14 protein-coding genes are annotated in these 13,041 nt (G+C 65.5%); 6 read left to right on the top strand and 8 right to left on the bottom strand.

Translation table 11 applies throughout. The annotated features are described in order from the left end of the window. Positions 1-3: 3 nt before the first annotated feature. On the bottom strand, positions 4-1,215 hold the full coding sequence (locus tag AAFN46_RS17940) for a pyridoxal phosphate-dependent aminotransferase (protein WP_347810062.1): 1,212 nt from the start codon (positions 1,213-1,215) through the stop codon (positions 4-6). A 137-nt stretch (positions 1,216-1,352) separates the two neighbouring features. Here AAFN46_RS17940 and msrB point away from each other — a divergent pair, with 137 nt between their 5' ends. The 3 genes from msrB to AAFN46_RS17925 all read left to right on the top strand — a co-directional run bounded on the left by msrB (position 1,353) and on the right by AAFN46_RS17925 (position 2,807). After that, a complete protein-coding gene (gene msrB / locus AAFN46_RS17935) occupies positions 1,353-1,745 on the top strand; it encodes a peptide-methionine (R)-S-oxide reductase MsrB (RefSeq protein WP_347810061.1) in 393 nt (130 codons plus the stop codon). A 112-nt stretch (positions 1,746-1,857) separates the two neighbouring features. Further along, positions 1,858-2,343: a glutathione peroxidase gene (locus tag AAFN46_RS17930; protein WP_347810060.1), complete on the top strand. Its 486-nt coding sequence runs from the start codon at positions 1,858-1,860 to the stop codon at positions 2,341-2,343. Then, the gene (locus AAFN46_RS17925; RefSeq protein ID WP_347810059.1) at positions 2,340-2,807 is read left to right on the top strand and encodes a MarR family transcriptional regulator; all 468 of its coding nucleotides are present in this window, start codon (positions 2,340-2,342) and stop codon (positions 2,805-2,807) included. The genes AAFN46_RS17930 and AAFN46_RS17925 overlap by 4 nt, the downstream gene beginning before the upstream one ends. Here AAFN46_RS17925 and AAFN46_RS17920 read toward each other — a convergent pair. Beyond that, positions 2,791-5,112 (bottom strand): response regulator, encoded by a 2,322-nt coding sequence (locus AAFN46_RS17920; protein ID WP_347810058.1) that lies wholly within the window; start codon positions 5,110-5,112, stop codon positions 2,791-2,793. The two genes, AAFN46_RS17925 and AAFN46_RS17920, sit on opposite strands and share 17 nt — an antisense overlap. Before the next feature lie 81 nt (positions 5,113-5,193). On the opposite strand from AAFN46_RS17920, the gene AAFN46_RS17915 reads away from it, so the two are divergent. Then, positions 5,194-6,084: an ATP-binding protein gene (locus tag AAFN46_RS17915; protein ID WP_347810057.1), complete on the top strand. Its 891-nt coding sequence runs from the start codon at positions 5,194-5,196 to the stop codon at positions 6,082-6,084. Further along, the gene (locus AAFN46_RS17910; protein WP_347810056.1) at positions 6,081-6,563 is read left to right on the top strand and encodes a GAF domain-containing protein; all 483 of its coding nucleotides are present in this window, start codon (positions 6,081-6,083) and stop codon (positions 6,561-6,563) included. The genes AAFN46_RS17915 and AAFN46_RS17910 overlap by 4 nt, the downstream gene beginning before the upstream one ends. 9 nt (positions 6,564-6,572) lie before the next feature. Here AAFN46_RS17910 and AAFN46_RS17905 read toward each other — a convergent pair whose 3' ends face one another. The 5 genes from AAFN46_RS17905 to AAFN46_RS17885 all read right to left on the bottom strand — a co-directional run bounded on the left by AAFN46_RS17905 (position 6,573) and on the right by AAFN46_RS17885 (position 11,104). Beyond that, complete coding sequence (locus tag AAFN46_RS17905) at positions 6,573-6,947, bottom strand: MAPEG family protein (protein WP_347810055.1); 375 nt, start codon at positions 6,945-6,947, stop codon at positions 6,573-6,575. A 325-nt stretch (positions 6,948-7,272) separates the two neighbouring features. Further along, positions 7,273-8,064: an ABC transporter ATP-binding protein gene (locus tag AAFN46_RS17900; protein ID WP_347810054.1), complete on the bottom strand. Its 792-nt coding sequence runs from the start codon at positions 8,062-8,064 to the stop codon at positions 7,273-7,275. Positions 8,065-8,075: 11 nt separating this feature from the next. Then, a complete protein-coding gene (locus tag AAFN46_RS17895) occupies positions 8,076-9,068 on the bottom strand; it encodes an ABC transporter permease (protein WP_347810053.1) in 993 nt (330 codons plus the stop codon). Positions 9,069-9,121: 53 nt separating this feature from the next. Continuing rightward, positions 9,122-10,486, bottom strand: a complete 1,365-nt coding sequence (locus AAFN46_RS17890) for a CmpA/NrtA family ABC transporter substrate-binding protein (RefSeq protein ID WP_347810052.1) — start codon at positions 10,484-10,486, stop codon at positions 9,122-9,124. A gap of 294 nt (positions 10,487-10,780) precedes the next feature. After that, complete coding sequence (locus tag AAFN46_RS17885) at positions 10,781-11,104, bottom strand: transcriptional regulator (protein ID WP_347810051.1); 324 nt, start codon at positions 11,102-11,104, stop codon at positions 10,781-10,783. A gap of 122 nt (positions 11,105-11,226) precedes the next feature. Here AAFN46_RS17885 and AAFN46_RS17880 point away from each other — a divergent pair, with 122 nt between their 5' ends. Beyond that, entirely contained in the window at positions 11,227-11,613 is a 387-nt protein-coding gene (locus tag AAFN46_RS17880) for a hypothetical protein (protein WP_347810050.1), read from the top strand. Between the two features lie 35 nt (positions 11,614-11,648). Here AAFN46_RS17880 and alaC read toward each other — a convergent pair whose 3' ends face one another. Beyond that, complete coding sequence (gene alaC, locus AAFN46_RS17875) at positions 11,649-12,902, bottom strand: alanine transaminase (protein ID WP_347810049.1); 1,254 nt, start codon at positions 12,900-12,902, stop codon at positions 11,649-11,651. Positions 12,903-13,041 lie beyond the last annotated feature (139 nt).

Below are 13,041 nucleotides of genomic sequence, written 5' to 3'. Positions count from 1 at the left end.
GGCCTATTGCTGGTAGGTCTTGAGGAAGTTGCCGATGCGGCCGATGGCCTGCTCCAGGTCGTCGACGCGGGGCAGGGTGACCACGCGGAAGTGGTCCGGCCAGGGCCAGTTGAAGGCGGTGCCCTGGACGATCAGCAGCTTCTCGGAGAGCAGCAGGTCGAGGACGAACTTCTCGTCGTTGTGGATCGGGCAGACCTTGGGGTCGATCCTGGGGAAGGCGTAGAGCGCGCCCATCGGCTTGACGCAGCTGACCCCGGGAATGTCGTTGAGCAGCTCCCAGGCGCGGTTGCGCTGCTCCAACAGGCGGCCGTTGGGCAGCACCAGATCGTTGATGCTCTGGTAGCCGCCCAGGGCGGTCTGGATCGCGTGCTGGCTGGGGACATTCGCACAGAGGCGCATATTGGCCAGCATGTCGAGGCCTTCGATATAGCTCTGCGCGCGGTGCTTGGGCCCGGAGATGGCCACCCAGCCGGAGCGGAAGCCGGCCACCCGGTAGCTCTTGGACAGGCCGTTGAAGGTCAGGCACAGCACGTCCGGCGCCAGCGAGGCGGTGGAGATGTGCACGGCCTCGTCGTAGAGGATCTTGTCGTAGATCTCGTCGGAGAACAGCACCAGGTTGTGCTGGCGCGCGACTTCCACCAGCTCTTCCAGCACTTCCTTGGAGTACACGGCGCCGGTCGGATTGTTCGGGTTGATCAGCACCAGGGCCTTGGTGTTGCTGCTGATCTTGGCCTTGATGTCGGCGATATCCGGGAACCAGCCGGCCTGCTCGTCGCACAGGTAGTGCACCGGCTTGCCGCCGGACAGCGCCACGGCGGCGGTCCACAGCGGGTAGTCGGGGGCCGGGATCAGCACTTCGTCGCCATTGTTGAGCAGCGCCTGCATGGCCATCACGATCAGCTCGGAGACGCCGTTACCGAGGTAGATGTCCTCGATGCCGACGCCTTCCACCTGCTTCTGCTGGTAGTACTGCATCACCGCCTTGCGTGCGCTGAACAGGCCCTTGGAGTCGCAGTAGCCCTGGGCGGTGGGCAGGTTGCGGATCACGTCCTGGAGGATTTCCTCGGGGGCCTCGAAACCGAACGGCGCCGGGTTGCCGATATTCAGCTTGAGGATGCGCTGGCCTTCCTCTTCCAGGCGTTTGGCGTGCTTGAGCACCGGCCCGCGGATGTCGTAGCAGACGTTGGCGAGCTTGTTCGATTTGCTGACCTGCATGATCCTGTGTCCCGATGCGGAGCCTGCGCTGTAACGCGGCAGGCAGACTGGCGTCCAAAGAGGCACGCATGATACGTGTGGCCCGGCATCCGGAAAAGGTACCGGCCGGGCATTATTCCGCCGATGAGGAGCACCCCATGGAAAAGATCGAGAAACCCCTGGAAGCCTGGCGCGACGAGCTCTCCGAGGCGCAGTTCCACGTCTGTCGGCTGGGCGGCACCGAGCGTGCCTTCACCGGCGAATACCACGACAGCAAGGTGCCCGGCATCTACCACTGCGCCTGCTGCGGCGAGGCACTGTTCGACTCGGATGCCAAGTACGATTCCGGCAGCGGCTGGCCCAGCTATTTCCAGCCGGTCAGCGGCGAAGTGATCGCCGAGAAGGAGGACTTCAGCCACGGCATGCACCGCATCGAGGTCAAGTGCGCCAAGTGCGACGCCCACCTCGGCCACGTATTCCCCGATGGGCCGCAGCCGACCGGGCTGCGTTACTGCATCAACTCGGTGGCGCTGAAGCTGGTGCCGCGCTGAGGGTTCCGCGAGGCTCGCCGACCGGCGGGCCTTCTTATTGGGCAATTAAGTTGTGTGCAAATGAATTGCTCACTATATTCTTCACTCCTTCAGCGCAACGGAGCCGCGAGCCATGAGCGACAAGCTTTTCGATATCCCCGTCACCACCATCAAGGGCGAGCAGAAGACCCTCAAGGACTTCGGCGGCAAGGCCGTACTGGTGGTCAACACCGCCAGCAAGTGCGGTTTCACCCCGCAGTACAAGGGGTTGGAGCACATCTGGCAGCAGTACAAGGACAAGGGCCTGGTGGTGCTGGGCTTTCCCTGCAACCAGTTCGGCAAGCAGGAGCCGGGCGACGAGGGTGCCATCAGCGAGTTCTGCGAGCTGAACTTCGGCGTCAGCTTCCCGCTGTTCAAGAAGATCGACGTCAATGGCGCCGACGCTCATCCGCTCTATGTGCGGCTCAAGGAGCGCGCGCCGGGGCTGCTCGGCAGCAAGGGCATCAAGTGGAACTTCACCAAGTTCCTGATCAGCGGCGACGGTTCCCAGGTCAAGCGTTTCGCCCCGACCACCAAGCCGGAGGAGCTGAGCACCGAGATCGAAGCCCTGCTGCAATGAGTGCATTCGACCAGGCCGAAGCGCAACTGCTGCTGGACAACCAGCTGTGCTTCAAGCTCTACGCCGCCTCGCGGGCGGTGATCCGCGCCTACAAGCCGATGCTCGATGAGCTCGGCCTGACCTATCCGCAGTACCTGGTCATGCTGGTGCTCTGGGAGTGGCAGGCGGCGTCGCCGCCGCAGGCCACGGTCAAAGCCCTGGGCGAGCGGCTGCAGCTCGACTCCGGCACCCTGACGCCCTTGCTCAAGCGCCTGGAGCAGCTCGGCCTGGTATGTCGCCGCCGCTCCAGTGCCGACGAACGCGAGCTGTGCCTGGCACTGAGTGAGTCGGGCGTGGCGCTGCGCGACCGGGTGTTGCCGCTCAAGCAGCGTCTGCTGTGCGAGAGCGGCGTCGATCTCGGCGCGCTGGATGGCCTGCGTCAGGGGCTCGGGCAGCTGCTGAGCCTGCTCAAGGTTCACTCGTGAGCGGTAGCCAGCTGTCCAGCAGGTTGGCCAGGTCCTCGCGGCGGAAGGGCTTGGCCAGATAGTCGTTCATCCCTGCCGCCTGGCAGCGCTCGCGTTCGTCCGGCAGGGCGTTGGCGGTCAGTGCGATGACCGGCAGGTCGGGCCAGCGTCCGCTCTGACGGATGCGCCGGGTCGCCTCGTAGCCATCCATCACCGGCATGTTGCAGTCCATCAGCACCAGATCCACCGGGTGCTGCTCCAGGTAGCCGATGGCTTCGCCGCCATGCGCGGCCACTGCCACTTCGCAACCCAGCTTGCTTAGCATGGCTTTGGCCACCATCTGGTTCACCGGGTTGTCCTCCACCAGCAGCACCCTGGCCTGCTGGCGCGTTGGCTGCTGCAGTTCCGCGTGGCTGGGCTCGGCCGTGGCGGCGAGTTGCCGCAGCAGGCGCTGCAATGCACGGTGCAGCGCGTGGCGCGCCAGCGGGCGGGCCAGCTGCTCCAGCGGAGCCAGTTCGCTGGCCAGGGCCGATGGAATGAAGGCGCCATAGGCGGAGACCAGCAGCAGCGGTACCTGCCGCTCTCGCCGCAAGGCACGCAGGCGCTCGGGGTTGGCGCAGATCAGCAGGTCGGCTTCTATGGCGTCGGCAGAGGCGCTCTCATCGAGCCGCTGGAACTGCAGCCCCCAGCTCGGCAGCCAGCTCTGCAGCTGTTCGGCAAGGCCGCTGCCGGTCGCGCAGAAGGCCGCCACGAGACCATGCAGCGGCGGCCAGCTGAGCGGCGGGGTGTGTTGCGGCAAAGGCAGCTCGGCACTGAACTGGCTGCCGACGCCTTCCCGGGATTCGAGCTGCAATTGGCCCTGCATGGCCTCGCACAGGCGACGGGTGAGGGCCAGGCCGAGGCCGGTGCCGCCGAACTGGCGGGTGATGCCAGCACCGGCCTGGAGGAAGGGCTGGAAGATGCGCTGGTGCGCATCCTCGGGGATGCCGATGCCGGTATCGCTGACCAGGATGCGTACGCCCTTGGCGCTCGGCGCCACGCGCAAATCGACGCGCCCGGCGCGGGTGAACTTGAGGGCGTTGGACAGCAGGTTGCTGATCACCTGGCGCACCCGGGTCGGATCACCGAGCACCTGGGCCGGCAGGTTCGGATCGATCAGGCAGGTCAGTTCGACCTTGGGGCCGGCGTTCTGCGACAGCAGGTTGGCGGTGTCTTCCGCCAGGGCGCCGAGGTCGAAGGGAATGCTTTCCAGCTCCAGTTGGCCGGCCTCGAATTTGGACAGGTCGAGGATATCGTTGAGCAGGTCGACCAACACCTTGCCCGAGTCATGGGCGATCGCCAGCTGTTGGCGCTGCTCGGCGTCCAGCGAGCCGTCCAGCGTCAGCTCCAGCATGCCCAGCAGGCCGTTGAGCGGGGTGCGAATCTCATGGCTCATGTTGGCCAGGAAAGAGGCCCGCGCCTGGGCCATTTCCAGCGCCGTGCTGCGGGCCTGCTCGAGCTCCCGGTTGGATTGAATCAGGCGGGCGTTGGTGGCCTTCAGTTCGGCGGTGCGCGCCGAGACGATGTTCTCCAGCTCGCCCAGGTACTGGGTCAGGCGATCCTCGGCCTCGCGCCGCTGGCTGATCTCGCGGTGGGTATTGATCAGTTGCTGGTTGGTCACGCTCACCAGGGTGCCGATCTCGTCCAGGTCGTGACCCGCAGGGCAGGGCAGCGGGGCGAAGTCGCGGCGCGGGTCGCGGTCGCTGAGCGCGTGGATAATCCCCACCAGCGGCTTGGTCAGCATGGCGTAGAACAGCACCAGCAGGATCAGCGACAGCAGCAGGCTGCGGGCGAAGCCGGTGACCAGGGTGAGCAGGGCACGGCGCAGGAAGTCGTTGCCGAAGGCGAAGGTGTCCACTTCCAGACGCAGCACGCCGAGCGACTCGTTGGGCGCATGGCTGACGAACAGCTGATCCTCGAACTGGCGGCGTTCGCCGAACAGGAAGTCGCTGAAGATGCGGTAGCGATTCCGTGCCGGCGGGCGGCCGACCGATGCCAGCACCAGGCCGCTGTTGTCGATGATCTCGGCGCGCATCACCGCCGGCGATTGCAGCAGGCCGAGCACCAGCTCCTGGGCCAGCTCGGCGTCGATGTTGTAGGAGATGCGCGCCGCCGGGTTGTGGCTGATTTCCAGCAGGGAATGGATTTCCCGGTCGATGGAGGCGTCTTCGTTGGCATAATCCAGGCTGACCTGGATCAGACTGAGCAGAGTTCCCAGGATAAAGGCCACCAGCACCGTTAGACTGGCCTGCTTGAACGACAGGCGGTGGGTGAGTGATATATCCATGTTGGTCCTGCTTTCCGAGCGCCAGCCAAGCATAGCCCATAGCACCCAGGTATCGGCAGGGCGGAATATGAGGAGTGATTCGTGGATTCCCGTTTGAACAGTTTTCTGCAGCGCGCCGAAGGTGTGCTGCAGCGTATCGAACCCCTGCTGCCGGCCGAACGCCAGGCGCTGGACTGGCAACAGGTACTGGCCGCGCGCTGGCAGCGCGAGGGGCGCGGCGGTTACTTGCAGGCGCTGCGCATCAGCCTGGATCTCAGCCTGGACGATCTGGTCGGAGTGGATGCTCAGCGCGAACAGCTGGCGCGCAACACCCGCCAGTTCGTCGCCGGGCTGCCGGCCAACCACGCTTTGCTGTGGGGGGCGCGCGGTACCGGCAAGTCGTCGCTGGTCCGCGCGCTGCTGGCCGAGCAGGCGGCGGCGGGCTTGCGCCTGATCGAGATCGAGCGCGACCATCTGGCCGATCTGCCCAGGGTGGTGGAGAGCCTGAGCGGCCTGCCGCAGCGTTTCGTGCTGTTCTGCGACGACCTGTCCTTCGAGTCCGGCGAGGGCGACTACCGGGTGCTCAAGAGTGTGCTCGACGGCTCCCTGGAACGCGCGCCGGACAACGTGCTGCTCTACGCCACCTCCAACCGTCGGCACCTGTTGCCGGAGAAGGAAAGCGACAACCTGGACAGCCGCATGGTCGATGGCGAGCTGCACCCCAGCGAGGCGATCGAGGACAAGATCGCCCTGTCCGACCGCTTCGGCCTGTGGCTGTCCTTCTACCCCTTCACCCAGGAGCACTTCCTCGCCGTGGTGCGTCACTGGGTCGGCGTGCTGGCGACGCAGGCCGGCTTGCAGTGGCAGTGGAGCCAGGAGCTGGAAATTCTGGCCGTGCGCTGGGCGCTGGGGCGCGGCAATCGCAACGGCCGCTGCGCCTACCAGTTCGCCCGCAGCTGGGTCGGACAGCAGTTGCTAGGGGCGGCGCGATGATCGACCTGCGAGAGGTGGGGCAGGGCAGCGAAGGCTATGCCCTGCTGGAGGCACAGCTGAAGGCCCTGCTGGCCGGCGAGCGCGATTTCATCGCCAATGCCGCGCAGTTCGCCGCCTTCCTGTTCCATGAGCTGGCCGAGCTGAACTGGGCCGGCTTCTACCTGAACAGGGGCGAGCAACTGGTGCTCGGCCCCTTCCAGGGCAAGGTGGCCTGCGTGCGCATTCCCTTCGAGCGCGGGGTGTGCGGCGCGGCGGCACGCACTCGGCAGACCCAGCGGGTCGAAGACGTGCATGCCTTCCCCGGCCACATCGCCTGCGACAGTGCCTCCCGCAGCGAGCTGGTGGTGCCCCTGCTCAAGGGCGCGCGCCTGATCGGCGTGCTCGACCTGGACAGTCCGCGCCAGGGCCGCTTCGGCGAGCAGGACCAGGCTGGCGTCGAGCGCCTGGCGCAGATCCTGCTCGAGGCCAGCGATTGCTGAGGGGCGGCGTCAGTGAGGGATCAGTAGCAGCACGCTGAGGATCAGCAGCACCAGCATGGTCAGGCCGTGGCTGACCTGACGCAGCAGCAACAGGCGGGCGAACAGGCCGGTGCAGTAGAGCAGACGCAGCATGACGAAGGCGAAGCCGAGGGCGGCGACCAGAGGGCCGCCGATCTGCCCGCTGGTCTCGCCGATATACAGCAGCACGATGAACAGCATCGACTGTTCCAGGCTGTTGCCATGGGCGCGCACCGCCTTGAGCAGGTCCGTCTTGCCGCCGTCGCCGAAGGCCACCTGGTGGCGCATGCGCAGGCGCGTGACGTTGAGCGACAGGCCGATCAGCAGCAGGCCCAGGATGGCGGCGATATACAGACTGTAGAGCATGGTTTCCCTTCCTCGCTGTGGGTGAGTCGGCGTCAGCCTAGGGCTTGCCGGCGCCGCAGTGAAGAGGGGGATCGGCCAAAGCCCGGCAATCGGGATAAAGCCGGTCGGTCATTGGCGCGAATGCGATTGCGCAGAGGCGTTGCCGGCATCCCGGGTGCGGCATGGGATGGAGGAGTAGGAGCGAGCTCTGCTCGCGAAACCGGTGACGCAGGCGCTTCGCGAGCAGGGCTCGCTCCTAGGTGGATATTCTGCTCGGGTTGGAACGCCACGGCCTCGTACAAGGGCGCGGCGTTCTTCTTGGGCGAACGCAGGCCAAGATTGCGGGTCAGGCCGCCGGGCGTTGCTGGCGCTGATAGAGGAACTCCAGCACGGCGGCGCGGCAGTGGTGGTAGTGCGGGTCGTTGGCCAGGGCCAGACGGTCGCGCGGGCGCGGCAGGTCGACCCTGAGGATGTCGCCGACGGTGGCGGCCGGGCCGTTGCTCATCATCACGATGCGGTCGGATAGCAGCACGGCCTCGTCGACATCATGGGTGATCATGATCACCGTGTTGCCGAGGTCACGGTGGATCTCCATCAGCGAGTCCTGCAGGTGGGCGCGGGTCAGCGCGTCGAGGGCGCCGAACGGCTCGTCCATCAGCAGCACCTTGGGCTGCATCGACAGCGCACGGGCGATGCCGATGCGCTGCTTCATGCCGCCGGAGATCTCGCCGGGGCGCTTGTCCTTGGCGTGCAGCATGTGCACCAGCTCCAGGTTGTGCAGGGTCCACTCGCGCACCTCGCGGCGCGACTTGTCGCGGAACACCTGGCGCACCGCCAGTTCGACGTTCTGGTAGCAGGTCAGCCAGGGCAGCAGGCTGTGGTTCTGGAATACCACGGCGCGCTCGGGGCCGGGTTCGTTGACTTCGCGGCCGTCGAGTATGACCCCGCCGGTGGTGGCCTGGTAGAGGCCGGCGACTATGTTGAGCACGGTCGACTTGCCGCAGCCGGAGTGGCCGATCAGCGAGACGAACTCGCCCTTGTCGATCTTCAGGTTGACGTTCTGCAGGGCACGGAACAGGCCCTTGTCGGTGGGAAAGTCGATGCCGACGGCGGACAGTTCGAGATGGGTCTGGCTCATGGCGGGTCTCCTTAGCGCAACACGGCGGTCTTGTCCCAGCTCACGCTTTTCTGCAGCAGGAGCATGAGACGGTCGAGGAGGAAGCCGATCAGGCCGATGACGATCACCGCCACCATGATCCGGCCGAGGGAGTTGGAGCTGCCGTTCTGGAATTCGTCCCAGATGAATTTGCCCAGCCCCGGGTTCTGCGCCAGCATCTCGGCGGCGATCAGCACCATCCAGCCGGTGCCCAGCGACAGGCGCAGGCCGGTGAAGATCGCCGGTACCGCCGCCGGCAGCACGATGCGCCGCACGTGCGCCAGCGGCGACAGGCGCAGCACGCGGCTGACGTTGGTCAGGTCCTTGTCCAGGCTGGCGACGCCGACCGTGGTATTCAGCACGGTGGGCCACAGGCAGCACAGCGCCACGGTGAAGGCCGAGGTGAGGAAGGACTTGGCCAGCAGCGGGTCGCTGCTGGTGTACAGGGCGCTGACCAGCATGGTCACCAGCGGCAGCCAGGCCAGCGGCGAGACCGGCTTGAACACCTGGATCAGCGGGTTGACCGCGGCATAGATGCTCTTCGACAGGCCGCAGAGAATGCCCAGCGGCACCGCCACCAGGCTGGCCAGGACGAAACCGGTGAGCACGGTATAGAGGCTGGTGACGATCTGGTCGAAGAAGGTCGGTTTGCCGGTGTAGGCGCGGACCTTCACCTGGGCGTCCGGGTTCTTGGCCAGGCGCTCGGCGTTGCGCTGCTCCTGGCGCTGATAAAAGACTTCGGCCTTGCCGCGCTCGCTGGTGTGGGCCTCGATCAGGCCGCCGAACTGTTGGCCGACCTGGATCGGTCCGGGAAACTGACCCAGGCTGGTCTGGATGCTGCCCGCGACCAGTTGCCAGATCAGCAGGAAGAAGAAAATGCCGGCCAGCGGCAGGATGATCGCAGGCGCCCAACGCTTGATCAGCGCCTGGCTGCGCGCGTTGTCGACGGTCTGCTGGATAGGGGTGGCGACGCTCGGATTGCTCATCGTCCTGTCCTCTCGTGGGTGAGGGCGGAGCCGGGGCCCCGCCTGCACGGGGGTTACTCGGCGCCTTTCAGACCGATCTGGAAGGAGTTCAGGTAGGCGTTGGGCGTACGCCCGTCGTAGGTCACGCCGTCGATGAAGTCGCTGCTCGGCGCGCGGTAGCCGTCCTCGTCGGCGGCCGGGAAGTCATCGGCCTTGGCCTTGCCTTCGCTAACCAGCTCGTTGGCCGCTTCGCGGTACAGATCCGGGCGATAGACCTGCTTGGCCACGTCGAGGTACCAGCTGTCCGGCTTGGCCTCGGCGATCTGACCCCAGCGGCGCATCTGGGTCAGGTACCAGATGGCATCCGAGTAGAAGGGGTAGGTGGCGTCGTGACGGAAGAACACGTTGAAGTCCGGTACTTCGCGCTTGTCGCCTTTCTCGTACTCGAAGGTGCCGGTCATGGAGTTGGCGATCACCTTGGCGTCGGCGCCGACGTATTCCGGACGGGAGAGGATCTCCACCGCCTCGGCGCGGTTGGCGTTGCCGTTCTCGTCCAGCCACATGGCGGCGCGGATCAGGGCCTTGACCAGGCGCTTGTGGGTTTCCGGGTTGGCCTCGGCCCAGTCCTTGGACACGCCGAAGACCTTCTCCGGGTTGTTCTTCCAGATCTCGTAATCGGTGATCACCGGCACGCCGATGCCCTTGAACACGGCCTGCTGGTTCCACGGCTCGCCCACGCAGTAGCCGTTGATGGTGCCGGCCTCCATGGTCGCCGGCATCTGCGGCGGCGGGGTGACCGAGAGCAGCGCGTCGGCATTGAGCTGGCCGCTGATATCGCCCTTCTCCGGTGCGTACAGGCCGGGGTTGATGCCGCCGGCGGCCAGCCAGTAGCGCAGTTCGTAGTTGTGGGTGGAGACCGGGAAGACCATGCCCAGGTTGAACGGCTTGCCCTTGGTCTTGAACTGCTCGATCACCGGCTTGAGCGCATCGGCCTTGATCGGGTGGACCGGCTTGCCGTCCTTCATCGGCACGTGCTTCTTCATCTCCTCCCAGACCTCGTTGGACACGGTGATGCCGTTGCCGTTGAGGTCCATGGAGAAGGCGGTGATCACCTCGGCCTTGGTGCCGAAGCCGATGGTCGCGCCCAGCGGCTGGCCGGCCAGCATATGGGCACCGTCCAGTTCGCCGTCGATCACCCGGTCCAGCAGCACCTTCCAGTTGGCCTGGGCCTCCAGGGTGACGTATAGGCCTTCTTCCTCGAAAAAGCCTTTCTCGTAGGCGATGGCCAGCGGGGCCATGTCGGTGAGCTTGATGAAACCGAGCTTGAGCTCTTCCTTCTCCGGGTCGGCGGCCAGGGCCAGCTGCGCGGCCAGCGGGGAAAGCGCCAGCAGGGCGGCACCGAACAGGGAAGCCAACGTATTACGGCGGATCATGCGCATTGCAAACTCCTCGTGGTCAGAAACGAAAAAAGACGTCGCAGCGAACCGGCCCGGAGGGCAGGTTGGCCTTGACGTCTTTGTCTATTCGTCCCGATCACCGCCGTTGGCGATCCGAAGACGGGTGTGGCTGCAGGGGCTTGTGCAAAGGCCTTGCCAGCTTTCTCCAGTCTTCTTGAGCTTGGAAGAATCTCCTTGTAAAACAGCCTGATAGCTTTGGCTTTCGATTTTTCTAGAGTGCTTTGCGAGCGATCCAGGGCAGTGCAGGAACGGTCTTTCGCAGTGCACCGACCGTGCTCAGCGCACCGCCGCCGCCCGGCTTCGCGCGGCCTCCTCGGAGAAGTCGCGTAACCAGCGCAGCACCTGTACCGCCTCCCAGCGCGCCGGATCGAACAGGGCATAGACCTCGCCCTGATAGCCGACCACATCGACCTGGCGGTGATAGCCGGCGCGCTGCAGCAGGGCCTCGATCTCGGCGAAGCAGGTGTTGAAATGCACGCGCCTGAAAGGGGTCTTGCTGCCGGTGACCAGACCTTCCAGATGCAACTCCTCCACCGTGGAGCGGATGCTCTCCAGCGGCATCTGGTTCACTTTGTTCTTCAGCTGCAGTACGTCCAGCATGATCGGACTCCTTGGATTCCATGGCGAGGCAAGGGTAAACGAAAAATACTGTACAAATAAACACTACTGGATAATAGTACAGCTCAAGTGCCGTCGGAACCTACGGAACAGGAGCTGCCTATATGCACCACAAGCTGATGACAATTCTGCTGTTGGCCGTGCTGGCGGGCTGTGCCCAGCCGCAATTGGAGCAACCCCGGGCCAATGGCGCCTATCTGGTGATCGAGGGCAACGAGGCCTGGGCCGTGCTGGTGCGTGACGGCAAGCGGGTGGCGGAGGCCGGCAAGGTGCTGGACGTGGTGCGTCTGCCGCCGCAGCACTCGGCGATCACCGCCAGCTATATGATCGACACGCCCAATTGCGGGCGCCTGCAGTGGCTGACCGAGCGTGGCGGCGAGGGCGAGATCACCCGCCTGGCGCCGAACAGCGACGCAGCGCTGCGGCGTCCGGGCTGCATGATCGCCGGCGGCCAGGGACGGGTCTGGACGGCGCTGGATTACTCGGGCTGATGACAAAGGCCCCGGCATCTGCCGGGGCCTTTGTGTCATGCCGATTCCGATTTGCCCTTGACCGTTCTCTTCGGCTTGGCGGCGGGAGGCTCGATCAGGCCGTCGGCGCGGAACATGGCCTTGATGCCGCGGATGGCCTGGCGGGTGCGGTCCAGGTTCTCGATCAGGGCGAAGCGCACGTGGTCGTCGCCGTAGTCGCCGAAGCCCAGGCCCGGCGAGACGCAGACCTTGGCCTCCAGCAGCAGCTTCTTGGCGAACTCCAGCGAGCCCAGGTGGGCGTAGGGCTCGGGGATCTTGGCCCAGATATACATGGAGGCCTTGGGCTTCTCCACCATCCAGCCGGCCTCGTGCAGGCCCTTGACCAGCATGTTGCGGCGCTCGCGGTACTGCTCGGCGATGTCGCGCACGCACTGCTGGTCGCCTTCCAGCGCGGCGATGGCCGCCACCTGCAGCGGGGTGAAGGTGCCGTAGTCGTGGTAGCTCTTGATCCGCGCTAGGGCGCCGACCAGCTCCTGGTTGCCGACCATGAAGCCGATGCGCCAGCCGGCCATGTTGTAGCTCTTGGACAGGGTGAAGAACTCCACGGCGATGTCCTTGGCGCCTTCCACCTGCATGATCGACGGCGCCTTCCAGCCGTCGTAGACGATGTCCGCGTAGGCCAGGTCGTGCACCACCAGCACGTCGTAGCGCTTGGCCAGGGCTACCACCCGCTCGAAGAAGTCCAGCTCCACGCACTGGGCGGTGGGGTTGGAGGGGAAGCCGAGGATCATCATCTTCGGCTTGGGGATGGCTTCGCGGATGGCCCGTTCCAGTTCGGCGAAGAAGTCCACGCCGGGCACCAGGGGCACCGAGCGCACCTGGGCGCCGGCGATCACCGCGCCGTAGATATGGATCGGATAGCTGGGATTGGGTACCAGCACCGTGTCGCCATGATCGAGGGTGGCCAGCATCAGGTGCGCCAGACCTTCCTTGGAGCCGATGGTGACTATGGCTTCGCTTTCCGGGTCTATCTCCACCTCATAGCGATCCTTGTACCAGCGCGAGATGGCGCGGCGCAGGCGCGGGATGCCGCGCGAGGTGGAGTAGCCGTGAGTGTCTTCACGCTGGGCGACCTGCACCAGCTTCTCGACTATGTGCGGCGGCGTGGCACCGTCCGGATTGCCCATGCTGAAGTCGATGATGTCCTCGCCACGGCGGCGTGCGGCCATCTTCAGTTCGGCGGTGATGTTGAAAACGTAGGGGGGGAGACGATCGATGCGCGCAAAGCGGCGCTTGGCGTTATCAGCCATGGCTTCCTCGAGGTACGTAAGCGCCCGGAACCGTCCGAGCGACGCTGGCCGCATGCGTGTGGCCTGGCGGCGAAGATAAGGGCAGGGCCTGCGGCTGTCCAGAGCAGTTCGCGGGCAAATGGACGGTGCAGAACCTGTT

Origin of the sequence: Pseudomonas sp. CAU 1711 (genome assembly GCF_039888625.1) — a bacterium.
GTDB lineage: Bacteria > Pseudomonadota > Gammaproteobacteria > Pseudomonadales > Pseudomonadaceae > Aquipseudomonas.
Note: the sequence above shows the minus strand (reverse complement) of the source record. Positions and strands in the feature narration are given on the sequence as shown.

Bases quoted from the DNA above. Each gene is read 5' to 3' on its own strand.
- AAFN46_RS17930 (WP_347810060.1), top strand. From the start codon at position 1,858: ATGAGCGACAAGCTTTTCGATATCCCCGTCACCACCATCAAGGGCGAG.
- AAFN46_RS17905 (WP_347810055.1), bottom strand. From the start codon at position 6,947: ATGCTCTACAGTCTGTATATCGCCGCCATCCTGGGCCTGCTGCTGATC.
- AAFN46_RS17900 (WP_347810054.1), bottom strand. From the start codon at position 8,064: ATGAGCCAGACCCATCTCGAACTGTCCGCCGTCGGCATCGACTTTCCC.
- AAFN46_RS17885 (WP_347810051.1), bottom strand. From the start codon at position 11,104: ATGCTGGACGTACTGCAGCTGAAGAACAAAGTGAACCAGATGCCGCTG.
- AAFN46_RS17910 (WP_347810056.1), top strand. From the start codon at position 6,081: ATGATCGACCTGCGAGAGGTGGGGCAGGGCAGCGAAGGCTATGCCCTG.
- AAFN46_RS17895 (WP_347810053.1), bottom strand. From the start codon at position 9,068: ATGAGCAATCCGAGCGTCGCCACCCCTATCCAGCAGACCGTCGACAAC.
- alaC (WP_347810049.1), bottom strand. From the start codon at position 12,902: ATGGCTGATAACGCCAAGCGCCGCTTTGCGCGCATCGATCGTCTCCCC.
- msrB (WP_347810061.1), top strand. From the start codon at position 1,353: ATGGAAAAGATCGAGAAACCCCTGGAAGCCTGGCGCGACGAGCTCTCC.
- AAFN46_RS17880 (WP_347810050.1), top strand. From the start codon at position 11,227: ATGCACCACAAGCTGATGACAATTCTGCTGTTGGCCGTGCTGGCGGGC.
- AAFN46_RS17940 (WP_347810062.1), bottom strand. From the start codon at position 1,215: ATGCAGGTCAGCAAATCGAACAAGCTCGCCAACGTCTGCTACGACATC.
- AAFN46_RS17920 (WP_347810058.1), bottom strand. From the start codon at position 5,112: ATGGATATATCACTCACCCACCGCCTGTCGTTCAAGCAGGCCAGTCTA.
- AAFN46_RS17890 (WP_347810052.1), bottom strand. From the start codon at position 10,486: ATGCGCATGATCCGCCGTAATACGTTGGCTTCCCTGTTCGGTGCCGCC.
- AAFN46_RS17925 (WP_347810059.1), top strand. From the start codon at position 2,340: ATGAGTGCATTCGACCAGGCCGAAGCGCAACTGCTGCTGGACAACCAG.